Genomic DNA, 15,398 nt, shown 5'->3' on the forward strand with positions numbered 1-15,398 from the left:
GGTCAGTCCTCTCGTTACGATCCTCGCCCGGACAGATCGGGCACGGTGGCACCGACCGGTGGACGGGCGAAGCCAAGGATAGCGAGCGATCAGCGGGCGGTGTGCTCCGGGAACCGGCAGATCTTCGCGAACTCCTCGGCGTCCAGGCTCGCGCCGCCTACCAGCGCGCCGTCCACGTCCGGCTGGGCCATGATCGAAGCCACGTTCGACGACTTGACCGACCCGCCGTAGAGGATCCTGACCTGGTCCGCGGTGCCCTGGTCGTACGTCTCGACCAGCCGCTTGCGGACCTCCCCGCAGACCTCCTGGGCGTCCTCCGGGGTGGCCGTCTTGCCGGTGCCGATCGCCCAGACCGGCTCGTACGCCACGACGACCTTGGTGACCTGCTCCGCGGTGAGTCCCTGCAGGGCGCCGTCGAGCTGGTCGCAGCAGTGCGGGACGTGCCGCAGCTGCTCCCGGATCTCCAGACCCTCGCCGATGCAGAGGATCGGGGTGAGCCCGTTGGCCAGCGCCGCCGCCACCTTCGCGTTGACGATGGCGTCGTCCTCGTAGTGGTAGGCGCGCCGCTCGGAGTGCCCGACCACCACGTACGTGCAGCCGAGCTTGGCCAGCATCGCCCCGGAGATGTCACCGGTGTAGGCGCCCGACTGGTAGGGCGAGAGGTCCTGCCCGCCGTAGCCGATCAGCAGCTTGTCGCCGTCCACCGCGGTCTGCACGGTCCGCAGGTCGGTGAAGGGCGGCAGGACCACCGTCTCGACGTCGGTGAGCTGCTTCTCGGTCAGGCTCGCGGCCAGCTTCTGCACCAGCAGGTTGGCCTCGAGGTGGTTCAAGTTCATCTTCCAGTTGCCGGCCATCAGCGGCCGGCGGGTGACGCTCGCCATCAGTTCTCCAGGGCCGCGATGCCGGGGAGGGTCTTGCCCTCGAGGTATTCCAGGGAAGCGCCGCCACCCGTGGAGATGTGCCCGAACGACGACTCGTCGAGGCCAAGGGCCCGCACTGCCGCCGCGGAGTCACCGCCGCCGACCACGCTGAACGCGTCGGCCTTGGCGACCGCCTCGGCGACGCCCCGGGTGCCGGCGGCGAAGGCCGGCATCTCGAAGACGCCCATCGGGCCGTTCCAGAAGATGGTCTTCGCCTGGGAGAGTGCGGCGGCGAAGCCGGCCACCGTCTCCGGCCCGATGTCCAGGCCGACCCGGTGACTCGGGATGCCGTCGGCGGGGACCGTGTCGTGCGCGGCGTCCGGGGCGAAGGCGTCCGCGGCCACCACGTCGACCGGGAGCATGATCTTGCCCCCGGACCGCTCGATGAGGTTGCCGCAGGTCTCGACCATCTCCTTCTCCAGCAGGGAGGTGCCCACCTCGTGGCCCTGGGCCTTGAGGAAGGTGAAGCACATCCCGCCGCCGATGAGCAGCCGGTCGACCTTCGGCAGCAGCGCCTCGATCACGGCCAGCTTGTCGGAGACCTTCGAGCCGCCCAGCACCACCACGTACGGCCGCTCCGGCTCGCCGGTGAGCTTGCCGAGCACCTCGACCTCGCGCAGCACCAGCCGGCCCGCCACGTGCGGCAGCCGCGCCGGCACGTCGTGGACGCTGGCGTGCTTGCGGTGCACGGCGCCGAAGGCGTCGTCCACGTACGCGTCGCCGAAGGCGGCGAGCTGGTCGGCGAAGGCGCCCCGCTCGGCGTCGTCCTTGCTGGTCTCGCCCTTGTTGAACCGGAGGTTCTCCAGCAGGGCGACCTGGCCGTCGGCCAGGCCGTCCACCGTGGAGCGGGCGGACTCGCCGACGGTGTCCTCGGCGAAGTGCACCGGCGCGCCGAGCAGCTCACCGAGCCGCCCGGCGACCGGGCGGAGGCTGAACTGCGGGTCCGGCGTGCCCTTCGGGCGGCCGAGGTGCGAGCAGACGACCACCTTGGCGCCCGCCTGCACCAGCGCGCTCAGGGTCGGCAGCACGGCGCGGATGCGCCCGTCGTCGGTGATGTCACCGGTCTGCTTGTCGAGCGGGACGTTCAGGTCGGCGCGCACCAGCACGCGCCGACCCGACACCCCCTCGGCGAGCAGGTCGTCGAGGGTACGGATGCTCACAGCGACGAACCCACCAGCTTGACCAGGTCGACCAGCCGGTTGGAGTAGCCCCACTCGTTGTCGTACCAGCCGACGACCTTGACCTGGTTGCCGACGACCTTGGTCAGCGGCGCGTCGAAGATGCAGGACGCCGGGTCGGTCACGATGTCCGAGGAGACGATCGGGTCCTCGTTGTAGATCAGGATGCCCTTGAGCGGGCCGTCCGCGGCGGCCTTCAGCGCGGCGTTGACCTCGTCCACGGTGGTCTCCCGACCCACGTTGACGGTCAGGTCGGTGACCGAGCCGGTCGGGATCGGCACCCGCAGCGCGTAGCCGTCCAGCTTGCCCTTGAGGTCGGGCAGCACCAGGCCGATCGCCTTCGCGGCGCCGGTGGAGGTCGGGACGATGTTCAGGGCGGCGGCCCGGGCCCGGCGCAGGTCCTTGTGCGGCGCGTCCTGCAGGTTCTGGTCCTGGGTGTACGCGTGGATCGTCGTCATCAGACCGTGCTGGATGCCGAACGTGTCGTGCAGGACCTTCGCCATCGGGGCGAGGCAGTTGGTGGTGCAGGAGGCGTTGGAGATGATGTTGTGCTTGGCCGGGTCGTACTGGTCGTGGTTCACGCCCATCACGACCGTGACGTCCTCGTTCTTCGCCGGGGCGGAGATGATGACCTTCTTGGCCCCGCCGTCGATGTGCGCCTTGGCCTTGGTCGCGTCGGTGAAGAAACCGGTCGACTCGATGACCACGTCCGCGCCGAGGTCCCCCCAGGGCAGCTTGCCGGGGTCCCGCTCAGCGAACACCTTGAAGCTCCGTCCGCCCACGGTGATCTCGTCGGCGGTCGCCTTGACCTCGTGCGGGAGCCGACCGAGGATGGTGTCGTACTTGAGCAGGTGCGCGGTGGTCTGGGTGTCGCCAAGGTCGTTGGCGCCCACCACCTCGATGTCGGCGCCCGAGGCGAGCACCGCCCGGAAGAAGTTACGGCCGATCCGGCCGAAGCCGTTGATGCCAACCCGGATGGTCACAGGTCCCATCTCCTCGCGTTCTGGTCCGCCGGCGTCAGACCCGGGCCGGCGGAGGTGTGTGCGCCGACCGTTGGAGCCGGCCGTTGACGGTTCATCTCGGCCACCCCGCCGCGGTCCGGAGGACCTGACCGCCCGAGGCGGTGAACACGGCGAGGATGTGCCTGTACCGGCCCCCTTGCCGTACGCAGCGACCCTATCCGAGCGTGTGACGTCGCGCCGCGCCGGGTGGTGATCCCGCTCGCATGCTGACGTCTCACCGTCCTATCAGACCACGAGCATGTCGGGCGTGACGGCAGCTTCGGTATCCGGGATGCCCAGGTCGTGGGCGCGCTTGTCGGCCAGCGCCAGCAGCCGGCGGATCCGCCCCGCGATGGCGTCCTTGGTCAGCGGCGGCTCGGCCAGCGCGCCCAGCTCCTCCAGGGACGCCTGCCGGTGCTCCAGCCGCAGCCGCCCGGCGTCGGTGAGGTGGTTCGGCGCGTCGTCGGCGAGGATCTCCAGTGCCCGGGTCACCCGGGCGGCGGCGGCCACCGCGGCCCGCGCCGAGCGGCGCAGGTTCGCGTCGTCGAAGTTGGCCAGCCGGTTGGCGGTGGCCCGGACCTCGCGCCTCACCCGACGCTCCTCCCAGGCCAGCACGCTGGAGTGCGCGCCGATCCGGGTGAGCAGCGCGGCGATCGCGTCGCCGTCCTTGACCACCACCCGGTCCACCCCGCGCACCTCACGGTTCTTGGCGGTGATGCCCATCCGGCGGGCCGCGCCGACCAGGGCCAGGGCGGACTCCGGCCCGGGGCAGGTGATCTCCAGCGCGCTGGAACGCCCCGGCTCGGTCAGCGAGCCGTGCGCCATGAACGCGCCCCGCCACGCCGACACCGCACAGCAGACGTTCGCCGCCACCACGTGCGGCGGCAGGCCGCGCACCGGCCGGCCACGGACGTCGAGCAGGCCGGTCTGCCGCGCCAACGCCTCGCCGTCCTTGACCACCCGGACGATGAAGTGGCTGCCCTTGCGCAGCCCGCCGGAGGCCAGCACGTGGATCTCGCTGGGGTAGCCGTACACCTCGGCAATCTCCCGACGCAGCCGGCGCGCCACCGCCCCGGTGTCCAACTCGGCCTCGACCACCACCCGGCCGGAGACGATGTGCAACCCGCCGGCGAAGCGCAGCAGCGCCGCCATCTCCGCCCGGCGGCAGCAGGGCTTGGGCACGTCGACCCGACTCAGCTCGTCCTTGACCGCAGCCGTCATCGCCATTCTGCGCCCCTCCACGGACCCGTACCGGCGTGTCGCCGGTGATTACGTACGTGCTTAACGATCGGCGCCCAGGACAGGCACCAGCGCGGCGCCCAGGGCTGCCGGGTCATGCCGGGGCGAGCCGTCGGTGACGGCCACGGGGGCGAGGACCAGCCGGGCACCCAGCGATTCTGCCGCACGTCGGACCGGTTCGGGGTCACCCACCGCCTTCGAATCGGCCAGCACGTAGTCCACCGCGAGTTGCGGAAGGTACCAGTGCAGGGCGGCCAGGTGGTCGGCTGCCGACAGGCCGAGCGTCTCCTTCTCGGCGGCCAGGTTGAGCGTGACCAGCCGGCGGGCCGGGCTCGCCACGACCGCGGCGGCCAGTCCCGGGACCAGCAGGTGCGGCAGCACGCTGGTGTACCAGCTGCCCGGCCCGAAGATCAACCAGTCCGCCTCCTTGACCGCGGCCACCGCCTCGTCGCAGGCTGCCGGGGCGTCCGGGGTGAGCCGCAACGACTCCACCCGGCCGGTGCTCACCGCGACCTGGTGCTGGCCGCGCACGGTGCGCACCTCGTCGGGGCGGTCCGGGTCGGCGCCCCGGACCCGGGCCTCGATGCCGACCGGCTGGCGGGACATCGGCAGCACCCGGCCCACCGCGCCGAGCATCGCGCCGGCGTGCTCCAGGGCGGCCACCGGGTCGCCCAACTGCTCGATCAGGCCGCAGAGCACCAGGTTGCCCACCGCGTGCCCGGCCAGCCCGTCCCCGGCGTCCCCGGTGAACCGGTGCTGGAACAGCCCGGCGCTGCGCCGGGTGGCCGGGTGGTCGCCGGCCAGCGCCACCAGGGCCTGCCGCAGGTCGCCCGGGGGCAGGCCGCCGCGCTCGGCGCGCAGCCGCCCGCTGGAGCCGCCGTCGTCGCCGACGGTGACCACCGCGGTGATGTCCAGGTCGAGCTCCGGGGTGCAGTGCCGCAGCGCGCGCAGCGAGGCGGAGAGGCCGTGCCCTCCGCCGAAGGCGACCACCCTCGTCGCGGTCATTCCCGCCCCAGGTCCCGGTGCTGCGCGTTGGCGGCGAGGCCGGCCTCGCGCAGCCGACCGGCCAACTCCTCGGTGATCGCCACGCTGCGGTGCTTGCCACCGGTGCAGCCGACCGCCACGGTCAGGTAGCGCTTGCCCTCCCGCTCGAAGCCCGTGGTGGTGGCGTTGACCAGCTCGGCGTACGACGCCACGAAGTCGTCCGCGCCCTCCTGGCCCAGCACGTACGCGCTGACCGCCTCCTCCCGCCCCGTGTGCTCGCGCAGCTCCGGCACCCAGTACGGATTCGGCAGGAACCGGGCGTCCAGCACGAAGTCGGCATCCGGCGGCAGGCCGTACTTGAAGCCGAAGGAGAGCACGGTGACCCGCAGCCGGCGGGCGTCCTCGCCGCCGAAGAGCTCCTCGACCCGGCGGCGGAGCTGATTCACATTGAGGTGGCTGGTGTCGATGATCACGTCGGCCTGGTCGCGGGCCTCCTCCAGCAGCGCCCGCTCGACGGCGATGCCGTCGGCCAGCCGTCCCTCGCCCTGCAACGGGTGCGAGCGGCGGACGCTCTCGAAGCGGCGGATCAGCACCTCGTCGTCGGCGTCGACGAAGACCACCCGCGGGGAGAAGCCGCGCTCCTTGAGCTCACGGATCGCCCCCGCCAGGTCGGTGGAGAAGGCGCGCGAGCGGACGTCCAGCACCATCGCCGTACGCCGGGCCGCGCCGCCGGCCTTGACCGCCAGCTCGGCCATGTCCAGCATCAGCGCCTGTGGCAGGTTGTCCACCACGTAGTAGCCGACGTTCTCCAACGCCCGGGCCACCGTGCTCCGGCCGCCGCCGGAAAGCCCGGTGACCACCACCAGCGTGGTGTCCGCCTCCGCCGTGGTGCTGGGGCCGTCCGGGGCGTACCCGCCGGCCGTCCGCGCCTCGCTCACTCCCGCTACCCCCGGTGTCCGTGGCGCCGCGCCCGGTCCGCCGGACGCGCGTGGTCAGTCAGCGACTCTATCCCGGCGGGCGCTGTCGATCAGTTCGTGCCCGTCCGACCGGTGCGGTGTCCTGCCCCGTCCGGTGTCGCCACGATGGAAAGCCGCCCCGGCGGCCGCGGTATTCCCCCGCCCGTCCCCCGACGGCCGGCCGCGGCTCGGCGCCGGCCGCAGTGTCGGGGCCGGCTCGTAGACTCCCCGGATGACCTCCCCCACCGAGACGCGTACCTCCGACGCCCTCCGGGTGCTCAACCGGGTCTTCGGCTACGACGCCTTCCGCGGCTTCCAGCGGGAGGTCATCGACCACGTGGTGGCCGGCGGCGACGCGCTGGTGCTGATGCCCACCGGCGGCGGCAAGTCACTCTGCTACCAGATCCCGGCCCTGGTCCGCGACGGCGTCGCGGTGGTGGTCTCCCCGCTGATCGCGCTCATGCAGGACCAGGTCGACGCGTTGACCGCGGTCGGCGCCCGGGCCGGCTTCCTCAACTCGACGCAGGACCTCGACGCCCGGCGGAAGGTCGAGGCGGCCTTCGTCGCCGGCGAGCTGGACCTGCTCTACCTCGCCCCCGAGGCGCTCGGCACCCGGGGTGTGCAGCAACTGCTCGACCGGGGCCGGATCGCGCTGTTCGCCATCGACGAGGCGCACTGCGTGTCGCAGTGGGGGCACGACTTCCGCCCCGACTACCTGGCCCTGTCGATGCTGCACGAGCGGTGGCCGGCCGTGCCCCGGATCGCGCTGACCGCCACCGCCACCGGCGCCACCCGGGCCGAGATCGCCACCCGGCTCAAGCTGACCGAGGCACGGCACTTCGTCGCCAGCTTCGACCGGCCCAACATCCAGTACCGGATCGTGCCCAAGCGGGAGCCGCGCAAGCAGCTGCTGACCCTGCTCCGCGACGAGCACCCGGGCGACGCCGGGATCGTCTACTGCCTCTCCCGCGCCTCGGTGGAGAAGACCGCCGAGTTCCTGGTCCAGAACGGCGTGGCCGCCCTGCCGTACCACGCGGGCCTGGACGCCCGCACCCGCGCGGCCAACCAGCAGCGCTTCCTGCGCGAGGACGGGCTGGTCATGGTGGCCACCATCGCCTTCGGGATGGGCATCGACAAGCCGGACGTCCGGTTCGTCGCCCACCTCGACCTGCCCAAGTCGGTGGAGGGCTACTACCAGGAGACCGGGCGGGCCGGCCGGGACGGGCTGCCGTCCACCGCCTGGCTCGCGTACGGGCTCCAGGACGTGGTGCAGCAGCGCAAGATGATCGAGACCTCGGAGGGCGACCTCGCCCACCGACGCAACCTCGCCACCCACCTGGACGCGATGCTGGCCCTCTGCGAGACGGTGCGCTGCCGCCGGGCGCAGCTGCTCGACTACTTCGGCGAGCCGGGCTCCGCCGACTGCGGCAACTGCGACACCTGCCTCACCCCGCCGGAGACCTGGGACGGCACGGTGGCGGCGCAGAAGCTGCTCTCCACCGTCTTCCGGCTAGACCGGGAACGCAACCAGCGCTTCGGCGCCGGGCACTGCGTCGACATCCTGCTCGGCCGGACGACCGAGAAGATCACGCAGCACGGCCACGACGCACTGAGCACCTTCGGCATCGGCGGCGAGCTGCGCGAGGCGGAGTGGCGCGGGGTGGTGCGCCAGTTGCTGGCCGAGGGGCTGCTCGCGGTCGAGGGCGACTACGGCACGCTGGCGCTGACCGAGGCCAGCGCCGAGGTGCTGGGCCGGCGGCGCACGGTGACCATGCGCCGGGAGCCGGAGAAGCCCGCGTCGACCCGGTCGGCGAAGCCGCGCGGCGCGGCCACCGTGGTCGCCGACCTCTCCCCCGCCGCCGCGTCGCTGTTCGAGCGGTTGCGCGCCTGGCGGGGCGCGACGGCCAAGGAGCAGGGCGTCCCGGCGTACGTGATCTTCCACGACGCCACCCTGCGGCAGATCGCCACGGACGCTCCCGCCTCCCTGGCCGAGCTGGCTCGGGTCAACGGCGTCGGCGAGAACAAGCTCGCCAAGTACGGCGAGCAGCTCCTCGCCGTCCTCGCCGAACAGGGCTAGTCGGCAGCCCCGGCCTTCGCCTCGTCGCCGTCGAGGGCGGCGAGGATCGCCTCGGCGGTGCGCCTGCCCACCCCGGGCACCTCGGTGATCTCCTCCACGGTGGCGGCGGAGAGCCGCTTGAGCGAGCCGAAGTGGCGCAGCAACGCCTTGCGGCGCACCTCCCCCAGCCCGGGGACGTTGTCCAGCGCCGACTCGGTCATCCGCTTGGAGCGCCGCTGCCGGTGGAAGGTGATGGCGAACCGGTGCGCCTCGTCCCGGGCCCGCTGGAGCAGGTAGAGCCCCTCGGAGGTGCGCGGCAGGATGACCGGGAACTCGTCGTCGGGGAGCCAGACCTCCTCCAGCCGCTTGGCCAGCCCGCAGAGCGCCACGTCGTCGATGCCCAGCTCCGCGAGGGCCTGGGCGGCGGCGGTCACCTGCGGTGCGCCGCCGTCGACGACCACCAGCTGCGGCGGGTACGCGAACCGGCGCGGCCGGCCGGTGGTGGGGTCGATGCCGGGGCGGTCCGGATCCGACGCGGTCTCCTCGCCGATCTCGCCGGTCTCGGCGCGGGCGTCGAGGTAGCGGGCGAAGCGGCGGCGCAGCACCTCGGACATGGCGGAGAGGTCGTCGGTGGCGCCCCGGACGATGAAGCGGCGGTATTCGCTCTTGCGCGGCAGGCCGTCCTCGAAGACCACCATGCTGGCCACCACGTCGGTGCCCTGGATCTGGGAGACGTCAAAACACTCGATGCGCAGCGGCGAGGTACGCATGCCGAGCGCCTCGCTGATCTCGTCGAGCGCCTTGCTGCGGGTGGTCAGGTCGCTGCCCCGCTTGAGCTTGTGCCGGGTCAGGGCGTCCTTGGCGTTGCGCTCGACGGTCTCCATCAACGACTTCTTGTCGCCGCGCTGCGGCACCCGTAGCGACACCCGGCTGCCCCGGTGGCTCGACAGCCAGTCGGCCAGCGCATCGGCGTCGGCGGGCAGCTCGGGGACGAGCAGCTCGCGGGGGACGTCCGCCTCGCCCTGCTCGCCGCCGTAGACCTGGGTGCAGAAGTGGTGCACCAGGTCACCGGTGCTGAGGTCCTCGGTCTTCTCCACCACCCAGCCGCGCTGGCCGCGGACCCGGCCGTCGCGGACGTGGAACACCTGGACGGCGGCTTCGAGCGGGTCGTCGGCGAAGGCGACCACGTCGGCGTCGGTGCCGTCGCCGAGCACCACGGTCTGCTTCTCCATCGCTCGGCGCAGCGCGGCCACGTCGTCGCGGAGCCGGGCGGCCCGCTCGAACTCCAACTGCTCGCTGGCCTCGGTCATCTCCCGTTCCAGCCGGCGGACCATGCTGTCGGTGCGGCCGGCCATGAACTCGCAGAAGCCGTCGACGATGTCGCGGTGCTGCTCGGCGGAGACGCTGCCGACGCAGGGCGCGGAACACTTGCCGATGTAGCCCAGCAGGCAGGGGCGGCCGACCTGGCCGGCCCGCTTGAACACCCCGGAGGAGCAGGTGCGGGCCGGAAAGACCCGCAGTAGCAGGTCGAGCGTCTCGCGGATCGCCCAGGCATGCGAGTAGGGCCCGAAGTAGCGCACCCCCTTGCGTTTGGCCCCGCGCATCACCTGCAGGCGCGGGTATTCCTCGTCGAGGGTGACGGCCAGGTAGGGGTAGGACTTGTCGTCGCGGTAGCGGACGTTGAACCGGGGGTCGTACTGCTTGATCCAGGTGAACTCCTGCTGGAGCGCCTCGACCTCGGTGCCGACGGTGATCCAGTCGACCGACTCGGCGGTGGTCACCATCTGCCGGGTGCGCTCGTGCAGGCCCCAGAGGTCGCCGAAGTAGGAGTTGAGCCGGCTGCGGAGGTTCTTCGCCTTGCCGACGTAGATCACCCGGCCGGTGCCGTCGCGGAACCGGTAGACCCCCGGCGACTCCGGGATGGTGCCGGGCGCCGGACGATAGGTCGAGGGATCAGCCACCCCCCAACCCTAATCCGCACCCCCGACACCCCGGCCCGGCCGCCACACCCGCACGCCACCGCCCCCTCGACCCGTGCGGCGGGGCGGGAGGGCGGGTCAGGCGAGGGAGATCCGGTCGCCCTGGATCTTGATCTCCTTGGCGGCCAGGGGCCTGGTCGCCGGCCCCTGCTTCACGGCGCCGTCGGCGATGCCGAACTTGCTGCCGTGGCAGGTGCAGTTGATCGTGCCGCCGTCGACGTTCGACACCGGGCAGTTCTGGTGGGTGCAGATCGGGTCGAAGGCCTTGAACTCCCCCGGGGTCGGCTGCGTGATCACCACGCCCTGGGCGGCGTAGACCTTCCCGCCGCCGACCGGGATGTCGCCGGTCGTGGCGATCGAGGCCGCGCCCTGGCGGTCGCCGCCCTCCGCGTCGCCGGCGCTGGACGCGCCCGGCCCGCCGCTGGTCGGCGCGGTGCCGCCGGCACCGGAGTCGTCCCCGCCGCAGGCGGCCAGGACCACGGACGCCCCGACCGCGCCGGCCCCCGCGAGCAGCGCGCGCCGCGTCTGGGTACCCGGCCCGGTCAGCACCTGATCGTCACTCATCTCCGGCCCTTCTCTCGCCTGCGGTGGCCGCTCCCGCACCGCGGCCACACCCGTGCACACGGATCACTGTGCCCGACGGTTCACCGCGTCGCCCACCGAACACGACGACGGGCGGGCCGGTTCCCCGACCCGCCCGTCAGCGTCGCGCACCGCCACGCCGTGGCGTCGCTCAGCGCGCCCCGGCCGGCACCTTCCGGGTACGCGGCTTCGCGGTGCTGCCGTTGGCCCTGGCCGCCCGGGTGGTGGCCGCCTTGGCGCCCTTGGCCTCGCCGTCGAGCTTGAGCACCTGGCGCAGGAACTGGCCGGTGTGGCTCTCGGCCACCTCGGCGACCTCCTCGGGCGTGCCGGTGGCCAGCACCAGGCCGCCCCGGTGGCCGCCCTCCGGGCCCATGTCGATCAGCCAGTCGGCGGTCTTGATCACGTCGAGGTTGTGCTCGATGGTGATCACCGTGTTGCCCTTGTCGACCAGGCCCTCCAGCACCATCAGCAGCTTGCGGATGTCCTCGAAGTGCAGGCCGGTGGTGGGCTCGTCGAGCACGTAGACCGTCCGGCCGGTGGAGCGCTTCTGCAGCTCGGAGGCGAGCTTGACCCGCTGCGCCTCACCGCCGGAGAGCGTCGGCGCGGGCTGGCCGAGCCGGACGTAGCCGAGGCCGACGTCCACCAGCGTCTTGAGGTGCCGGTGGATGGCCGGGATGGCGGAGAAGAACTCGGCCGCCTCCTCGATCGGCATCTCCAGCACGTCGGAGACGGTCCGGCCCTTGTAGTGGACCTCCAGGGTCTCCCGGTTGTAACGGGCGCCCTTGCAGACCTCGCAGGGGACGTAGACGTCCGGCAGGAAGTTCATCTCGATCTTGATGGTGCCGTCACCGGAGCAGGCCTCGCAGCGCCCGCCCTTGACGTTGAACGAGAACCGGCCCGGGCCGTACCCCCGGACCTTGGCCTCGGTCGTCTCGGCGAAGAGCTTGCGGACGTGGTCCCAGACCCCGGTGTAGGTGGCCGGGTTGGACCGGGGCGTGCGCCCGATCGGCGACTGGTCGACCCCGACGACCTTGTCGACGTGCTCCAGGCCGGTGACCCGGGTGTGCCGGCCGGGGACCAGCCGCGCGCCGTTGATCTGGTTGGCCAGCACGGCGTGCAGGATGTCGTTGACCAGGGTCGACTTGCCGGAGCCGGAGACCCCGGTGACCGCGATCAGCTGGCCGAGCGGGAAGGAGACGGTGAGGTCGCGCAGGTTGTGCTCGCGCGCCCCGTGCACCACCAGCTCCCGCTCCGGCGTCTGCGGGCGGCGCTGCCGGGGCGTCGGGATCGCCTTGCGGCCGGACAGGTACGCCCCGGTGACCGACTCCGGATTTTCCAGCAGCGCGGGCACCGAGCCGCTGTGCACGATCTTGCCGCCGTGCTCGCCGGCCCCCGGGCCGATGTCGACGATCCAGTCGGCCGTGCGGATGGTGTCCTCGTCGTGCTCGACCACGATCAGCGTGTTGCCCAGACCGCGCAGCCGGATCAGGGTCTCGATCAGCCGGTGGTTGTCCCGCTGGTGCAGGCCGATCGACGGCTCGTCCAGCACGTAGAGCACGCCGACCAGGCCGGAGCCGATCTGGGTGGCCAGCCGGATGCGCTGCGCCTCACCGCCGGAGAGGGTGCCGGCCGCGCGGTCCAGGGAGAGGTAGTCCAGGCCGACGTCGAGCAGGAACTTCAGCCGGGCGTTGATCTCCTTGAGCACCCGCTCGGCGATCATCTTCTGCCGGTCGGTCAGCTCGATGCCGGCGAGCAGCTCGGCCGCCTCGCCCACCGACAGGTTGCAGACCTCGGCGATGCTCCGGCCGGCGAGGGTGACCGCGAGCACCTCGGGCTTGAGCCGGGTGCCGCCGCAGGCCGCGCAGGGCACGTCCCGCATGTAACCCTCGTACTTGTCCCGCGACCACTCCGACTCGGTGTCGGTGTGCCGGCGCTCGATCCACTGCACCACGCCCTCGAAGCCGGTGTAGTAGGAGCGCTCGCGGCCGTACTTGTTGCGGTAGCGGACGTGCACCTGGTCGTCGGAGCCGTGCAGGATGATCTTCTGGGCCCGGGAGGGCAGCGCCCGCCACGACGTGTCGATGTCGAAGTGCTGGCTCTCGCCGAGCGCCTCCAGCAGCCGGAGGAAGTATTCCAGGTTGTGCCCGGTGGCCCAGGGCTGGAGCGCGCCGTCGCGCAGGGTGCGCTCCGGGTCCGGGACGACCAGTTCCGGGTCGACCTCCTTCTTGGTGCCCAGGCCGGTGCAGTCCGGGCAGGCGCCGTACGGCGCGTTGAAGGAGAAGACCCGGGGCTCCAGGTCCTCGATGGCGAGGGGGTGGTCGTTCGGGCAGGCCAGGTGCTCGGAGTAGCGGCGCTCCCGGTCGGGGTGGTCCTCGGCCAGGTCGACGAAGTCGAGCAGCACCAGGCCGCCGGAGAGGCCGAGCGCGGCCTCGACCGAGTCGGTCAGCCGCTGCTTGGCGCTCGCCTTGACGCTGAGCCGGTCGATCACCACCTCGATGGTGTGCTTCTCCTGCTTCTTGAGCTTCGGCGGCTCGGTGAGCTGGTGCACCACGCCGTCGACCCGGGCCCGGGCGTAGCCCTTGCCCTGGAGCTCGGCGAAGAGGTCGACGTATTCGCCCTTGCGGCCGCGCACCACCGGGGCGAGCACCATGAACTTCGTGCCCTCGGCCATGGCCAGGACCCGGTCGACGATCTGCTGCGGACTCTGCTTGGAGATCCGTTCGCCGCAGACCGGGCAGTGCGGCTCGCCGATCCGGGCGAAGAGCAGCCGGAGGTAGTCGTAGACCTCGGTGATGGTGCCGACCGTGGAGCGCGGGTTGCGCGAGGTGGACTTCTGGTCGATCGAGACGGCGGGGCTGAGGCCCTCGATGAAGTCGACGTCGGGCTTGTCCATCTGGCCGAGGAACTGCCGGGCGTACGACGAGAGCGACTCGACGTAGCGCCGCTGGCCCTCGGCGAAGATGGTGTCGAAGGCCAGGCTCGACTTGCCCGACCCGGAGAGCCCGGTGAAGACGATCAGGGCGTCCCGGGGCAGGTCGAGACTGACGTCACGCAGGTTGTGCTCGCGCGCGCCACGGATGATCAGTCGGTCGGCCACGGTGCGTGTGCTCCCGGATGAAAAGAGTGAGGCGGATCTGGCCGCTCCGAGCGAGGTCTGAGCGGTTTTGCGGGCGCAGAAAGAACGCCTCGGCAAGACTAGCCCCGAGGTACGACAACTTTCCGCGCCCGCACATTCCCCCAGCTCACACCGGTCGGGCTCGCCCTCCGCAGCCGGAGCTGACCCGTCAGAATCCCCCCGGACCCGGTGGCGACGACGGACGCGCCGTGCGACGCCGGCCACCCCGCCAGCCGCCCCGCCGCTCCGCGGCCAGCCGGGTCTCCCGGCGGCGGCTCTCGTACGCCACCTCCCGCTGGAGCCGACGCCAGCTCTCCCAGCGCCGGGCGGGCAGCTCCCCGCTCTCCAGCGCCTCCCGCACCGCGCAGGACGGCTCGGCCTCGTGCCCGCAGTCGGCGTACCGGCAGCCGGTGGCCAGCTCGGCGATGTCGGCGAACGCCCGGTCCAGCCCGGCGGTGCCGTCGAGCAGGCCGACGGCCCGTACCCCCGGGGTGTCCAGCACCGCGCCGCCGCCGGGGATCGGGACCAGCGCCCGCCAGGTGGTGGTGTGCCGCCCCTTGCCGTCGACCCGCCGGATCGCCTGGGTGGGCATGACGGCCGCCCCGGCGAGGGCGTTGACCAGGCTCGACTTGCCCGCGCCGGAGGGCCCGAGCAGCCCCAGGGTCCGCCCCGGGGCGACGTGCTCCCGCAGCGGCGCCAGGCCGGTGCCCTGCTCGGCGCTGACCGGCAGCACCGGCACCCCCGGGGCCACCGCGGCGAGCTGTCGGGCGACCGCCTCCGGGTCGGCGGCCAGGTCGACCTTGGTGAGCACCACCAGCGGCGTGGCCCCCGACTCGTGGGCCAGCGAGAGCAGCCGCTCGATCCGGGCCACGTCCGGCTCCGGATGGACCGGCTCGACCACCGCCGCGGTGTCGAGGTTGGCGGCGAGCACCTGCCCGCTGGCGTCCTTGCCGGCGGTCCGCCGGACCAGCGCGGTGCGTCGGGGCAGCACCGTGTCGACGGTCACCGGGCCGTCCGGCCAGGTCGCCAGCAGCACCCAGTCACCCGCGCAGGGCAGCGCGGAGAGATCCCGGGCGGCGGCGGCCAGCACCGCCGGGCCCAGGCTGGCGCGGACCGGGCCGTCCGCGCAGAGCACGGTGCAGACGCCGCGGTCGACCCGGGCCACCCGGCCCGGACGTCGGTCGGGGCGCCGGCGTACGTACGCCGCCCGCTCGGCGTCGAGGCCGAGGGCGGTCAGATCGATGGTCATGTCATCCTCTTCGGGAGAGAAACGGGTGGCGGGGAACACGCGTGCTGCGACCGGCATGTCACCACCCCCCGTCCGTCGTCCCGGTGTCCCGTACGACGCCGACGGTAGGGGTCGCGCCGACGCGCCGAAAGCGATTTCC

The 15,398-nt window shown here is 72.6% G+C and carries 11 protein-coding genes; 1 reads left to right on the plus strand and 10 read right to left on the minus strand.

The genetic code is table 11. The features are described 5' to 3' along the window. Positions 1-89: 89 nt before the first annotated feature. The 6 genes from tpiA to rapZ all read right to left on the minus strand — a co-directional run bounded on the left by tpiA (position 90) and on the right by rapZ (position 6,260). Positions 90-881: a triose-phosphate isomerase gene (tpiA, locus tag AC5RWQ_RS22255; RefSeq protein WP_494284617.1), complete on the minus strand. Its 792-nt coding sequence runs from the start codon at positions 879-881 to the stop codon at positions 90-92. Further along, complete coding sequence (locus AC5RWQ_RS22260) at positions 881-2,080, minus strand: phosphoglycerate kinase (RefSeq protein ID WP_494284618.1); 1,200 nt, start codon at positions 2,078-2,080, stop codon at positions 881-883. The genes tpiA and AC5RWQ_RS22260 overlap by 1 nt, the downstream gene beginning before the upstream one ends. Continuing rightward, positions 2,077-3,081, minus strand: a complete 1,005-nt coding sequence (gene gap, locus AC5RWQ_RS22265; RefSeq protein WP_494284619.1) for a type I glyceraldehyde-3-phosphate dehydrogenase — start codon at positions 3,079-3,081, stop codon at positions 2,077-2,079. The genes AC5RWQ_RS22260 and gap overlap by 4 nt, the downstream gene beginning before the upstream one ends. 264 nt (positions 3,082-3,345) lie before the next feature. Continuing rightward, complete coding sequence (gene whiA, locus AC5RWQ_RS22270) at positions 3,346-4,326, minus strand: DNA-binding protein WhiA (protein ID WP_494284620.1); 981 nt, start codon at positions 4,324-4,326, stop codon at positions 3,346-3,348. Between the two features lie 54 nt (positions 4,327-4,380). Next, complete coding sequence (locus tag AC5RWQ_RS22275; RefSeq protein ID WP_494284621.1) at positions 4,381-5,343, minus strand: gluconeogenesis factor YvcK family protein; 963 nt, start codon at positions 5,341-5,343, stop codon at positions 4,381-4,383. Continuing rightward, positions 5,340-6,260 (minus strand): RNase adapter RapZ, encoded by a 921-nt coding sequence (gene rapZ / locus AC5RWQ_RS22280; protein WP_494284622.1) that lies wholly within the window; start codon positions 6,258-6,260, stop codon positions 5,340-5,342. Before rapZ ends, AC5RWQ_RS22275 begins: the two co-directional genes overlap by 4 nt. Positions 6,261-6,510: 250 nt before the next feature. On the opposite strand from rapZ, the gene recQ reads away from it, so the two are divergent. Continuing rightward, positions 6,511-8,355 carry a DNA helicase RecQ gene (gene recQ, locus AC5RWQ_RS22285; protein WP_494284623.1) on the plus strand — a complete coding sequence of 615 codons (1,845 nt, stop codon included), beginning with the start codon at positions 6,511-6,513 and terminating at the stop codon, positions 8,353-8,355. On the opposite strand, the gene uvrC is transcribed toward recQ, so the two are convergent. The 4 genes from uvrC to rsgA all read right to left on the minus strand — a co-directional run bounded on the left by uvrC (position 8,352) and on the right by rsgA (position 15,259). Continuing rightward, a complete protein-coding gene (uvrC, locus tag AC5RWQ_RS22290; RefSeq protein WP_334486041.1) occupies positions 8,352-10,295 on the minus strand; it encodes an excinuclease ABC subunit UvrC in 1,944 nt (647 codons plus the stop codon). The two genes, recQ and uvrC, sit on opposite strands and share 4 nt — an antisense overlap. A gap of 96 nt (positions 10,296-10,391) precedes the next feature. Further along, positions 10,392-10,877 (minus strand): Rieske (2Fe-2S) protein, encoded by a 486-nt coding sequence (locus tag AC5RWQ_RS22295; protein ID WP_494284624.1) that lies wholly within the window; start codon positions 10,875-10,877, stop codon positions 10,392-10,394. Positions 10,878-11,046: 169 nt separating this feature from the next. Beyond that, a complete protein-coding gene (gene uvrA / locus AC5RWQ_RS22300; RefSeq protein WP_494284625.1) occupies positions 11,047-13,992 on the minus strand; it encodes an excinuclease ABC subunit UvrA in 2,946 nt (981 codons plus the stop codon). 187 nt (positions 13,993-14,179) lie between these two features. Beyond that, entirely contained in the window at positions 14,180-15,259 is a 1,080-nt protein-coding gene (gene rsgA / locus AC5RWQ_RS22305) for a ribosome small subunit-dependent GTPase A (RefSeq protein WP_494284626.1), read from the minus strand. Positions 15,260-15,398: the final 139 nt, after the last annotated feature.

This window comes from Micromonospora sp. BS32 (assembly GCF_059089345.1).

Coding starts and splice junctions, on each gene's coding strand:
- rsgA (WP_494284626.1), bottom strand. CDS start 15,259: ATGACCATCGATCTGACCGCCCTCGGCCTCGACGCCGAGCGGGCGGCG.
- whiA (WP_494284620.1), bottom strand. CDS start 4,326: ATGGCGATGACGGCTGCGGTCAAGGACGAGCTGAGTCGGGTCGACGTG.
- AC5RWQ_RS22295 (WP_494284624.1), bottom strand. CDS start 10,877: ATGAGTGACGATCAGGTGCTGACCGGGCCGGGTACCCAGACGCGGCGC.
- tpiA (WP_494284617.1), bottom strand. CDS start 881: ATGGCGAGCGTCACCCGCCGGCCGCTGATGGCCGGCAACTGGAAGATG.
- AC5RWQ_RS22275 (WP_494284621.1), bottom strand. CDS start 5,343: ATGACCGCGACGAGGGTGGTCGCCTTCGGCGGAGGGCACGGCCTCTCC.
- recQ (WP_494284623.1), top strand. CDS start 6,511: ATGACCTCCCCCACCGAGACGCGTACCTCCGACGCCCTCCGGGTGCTC.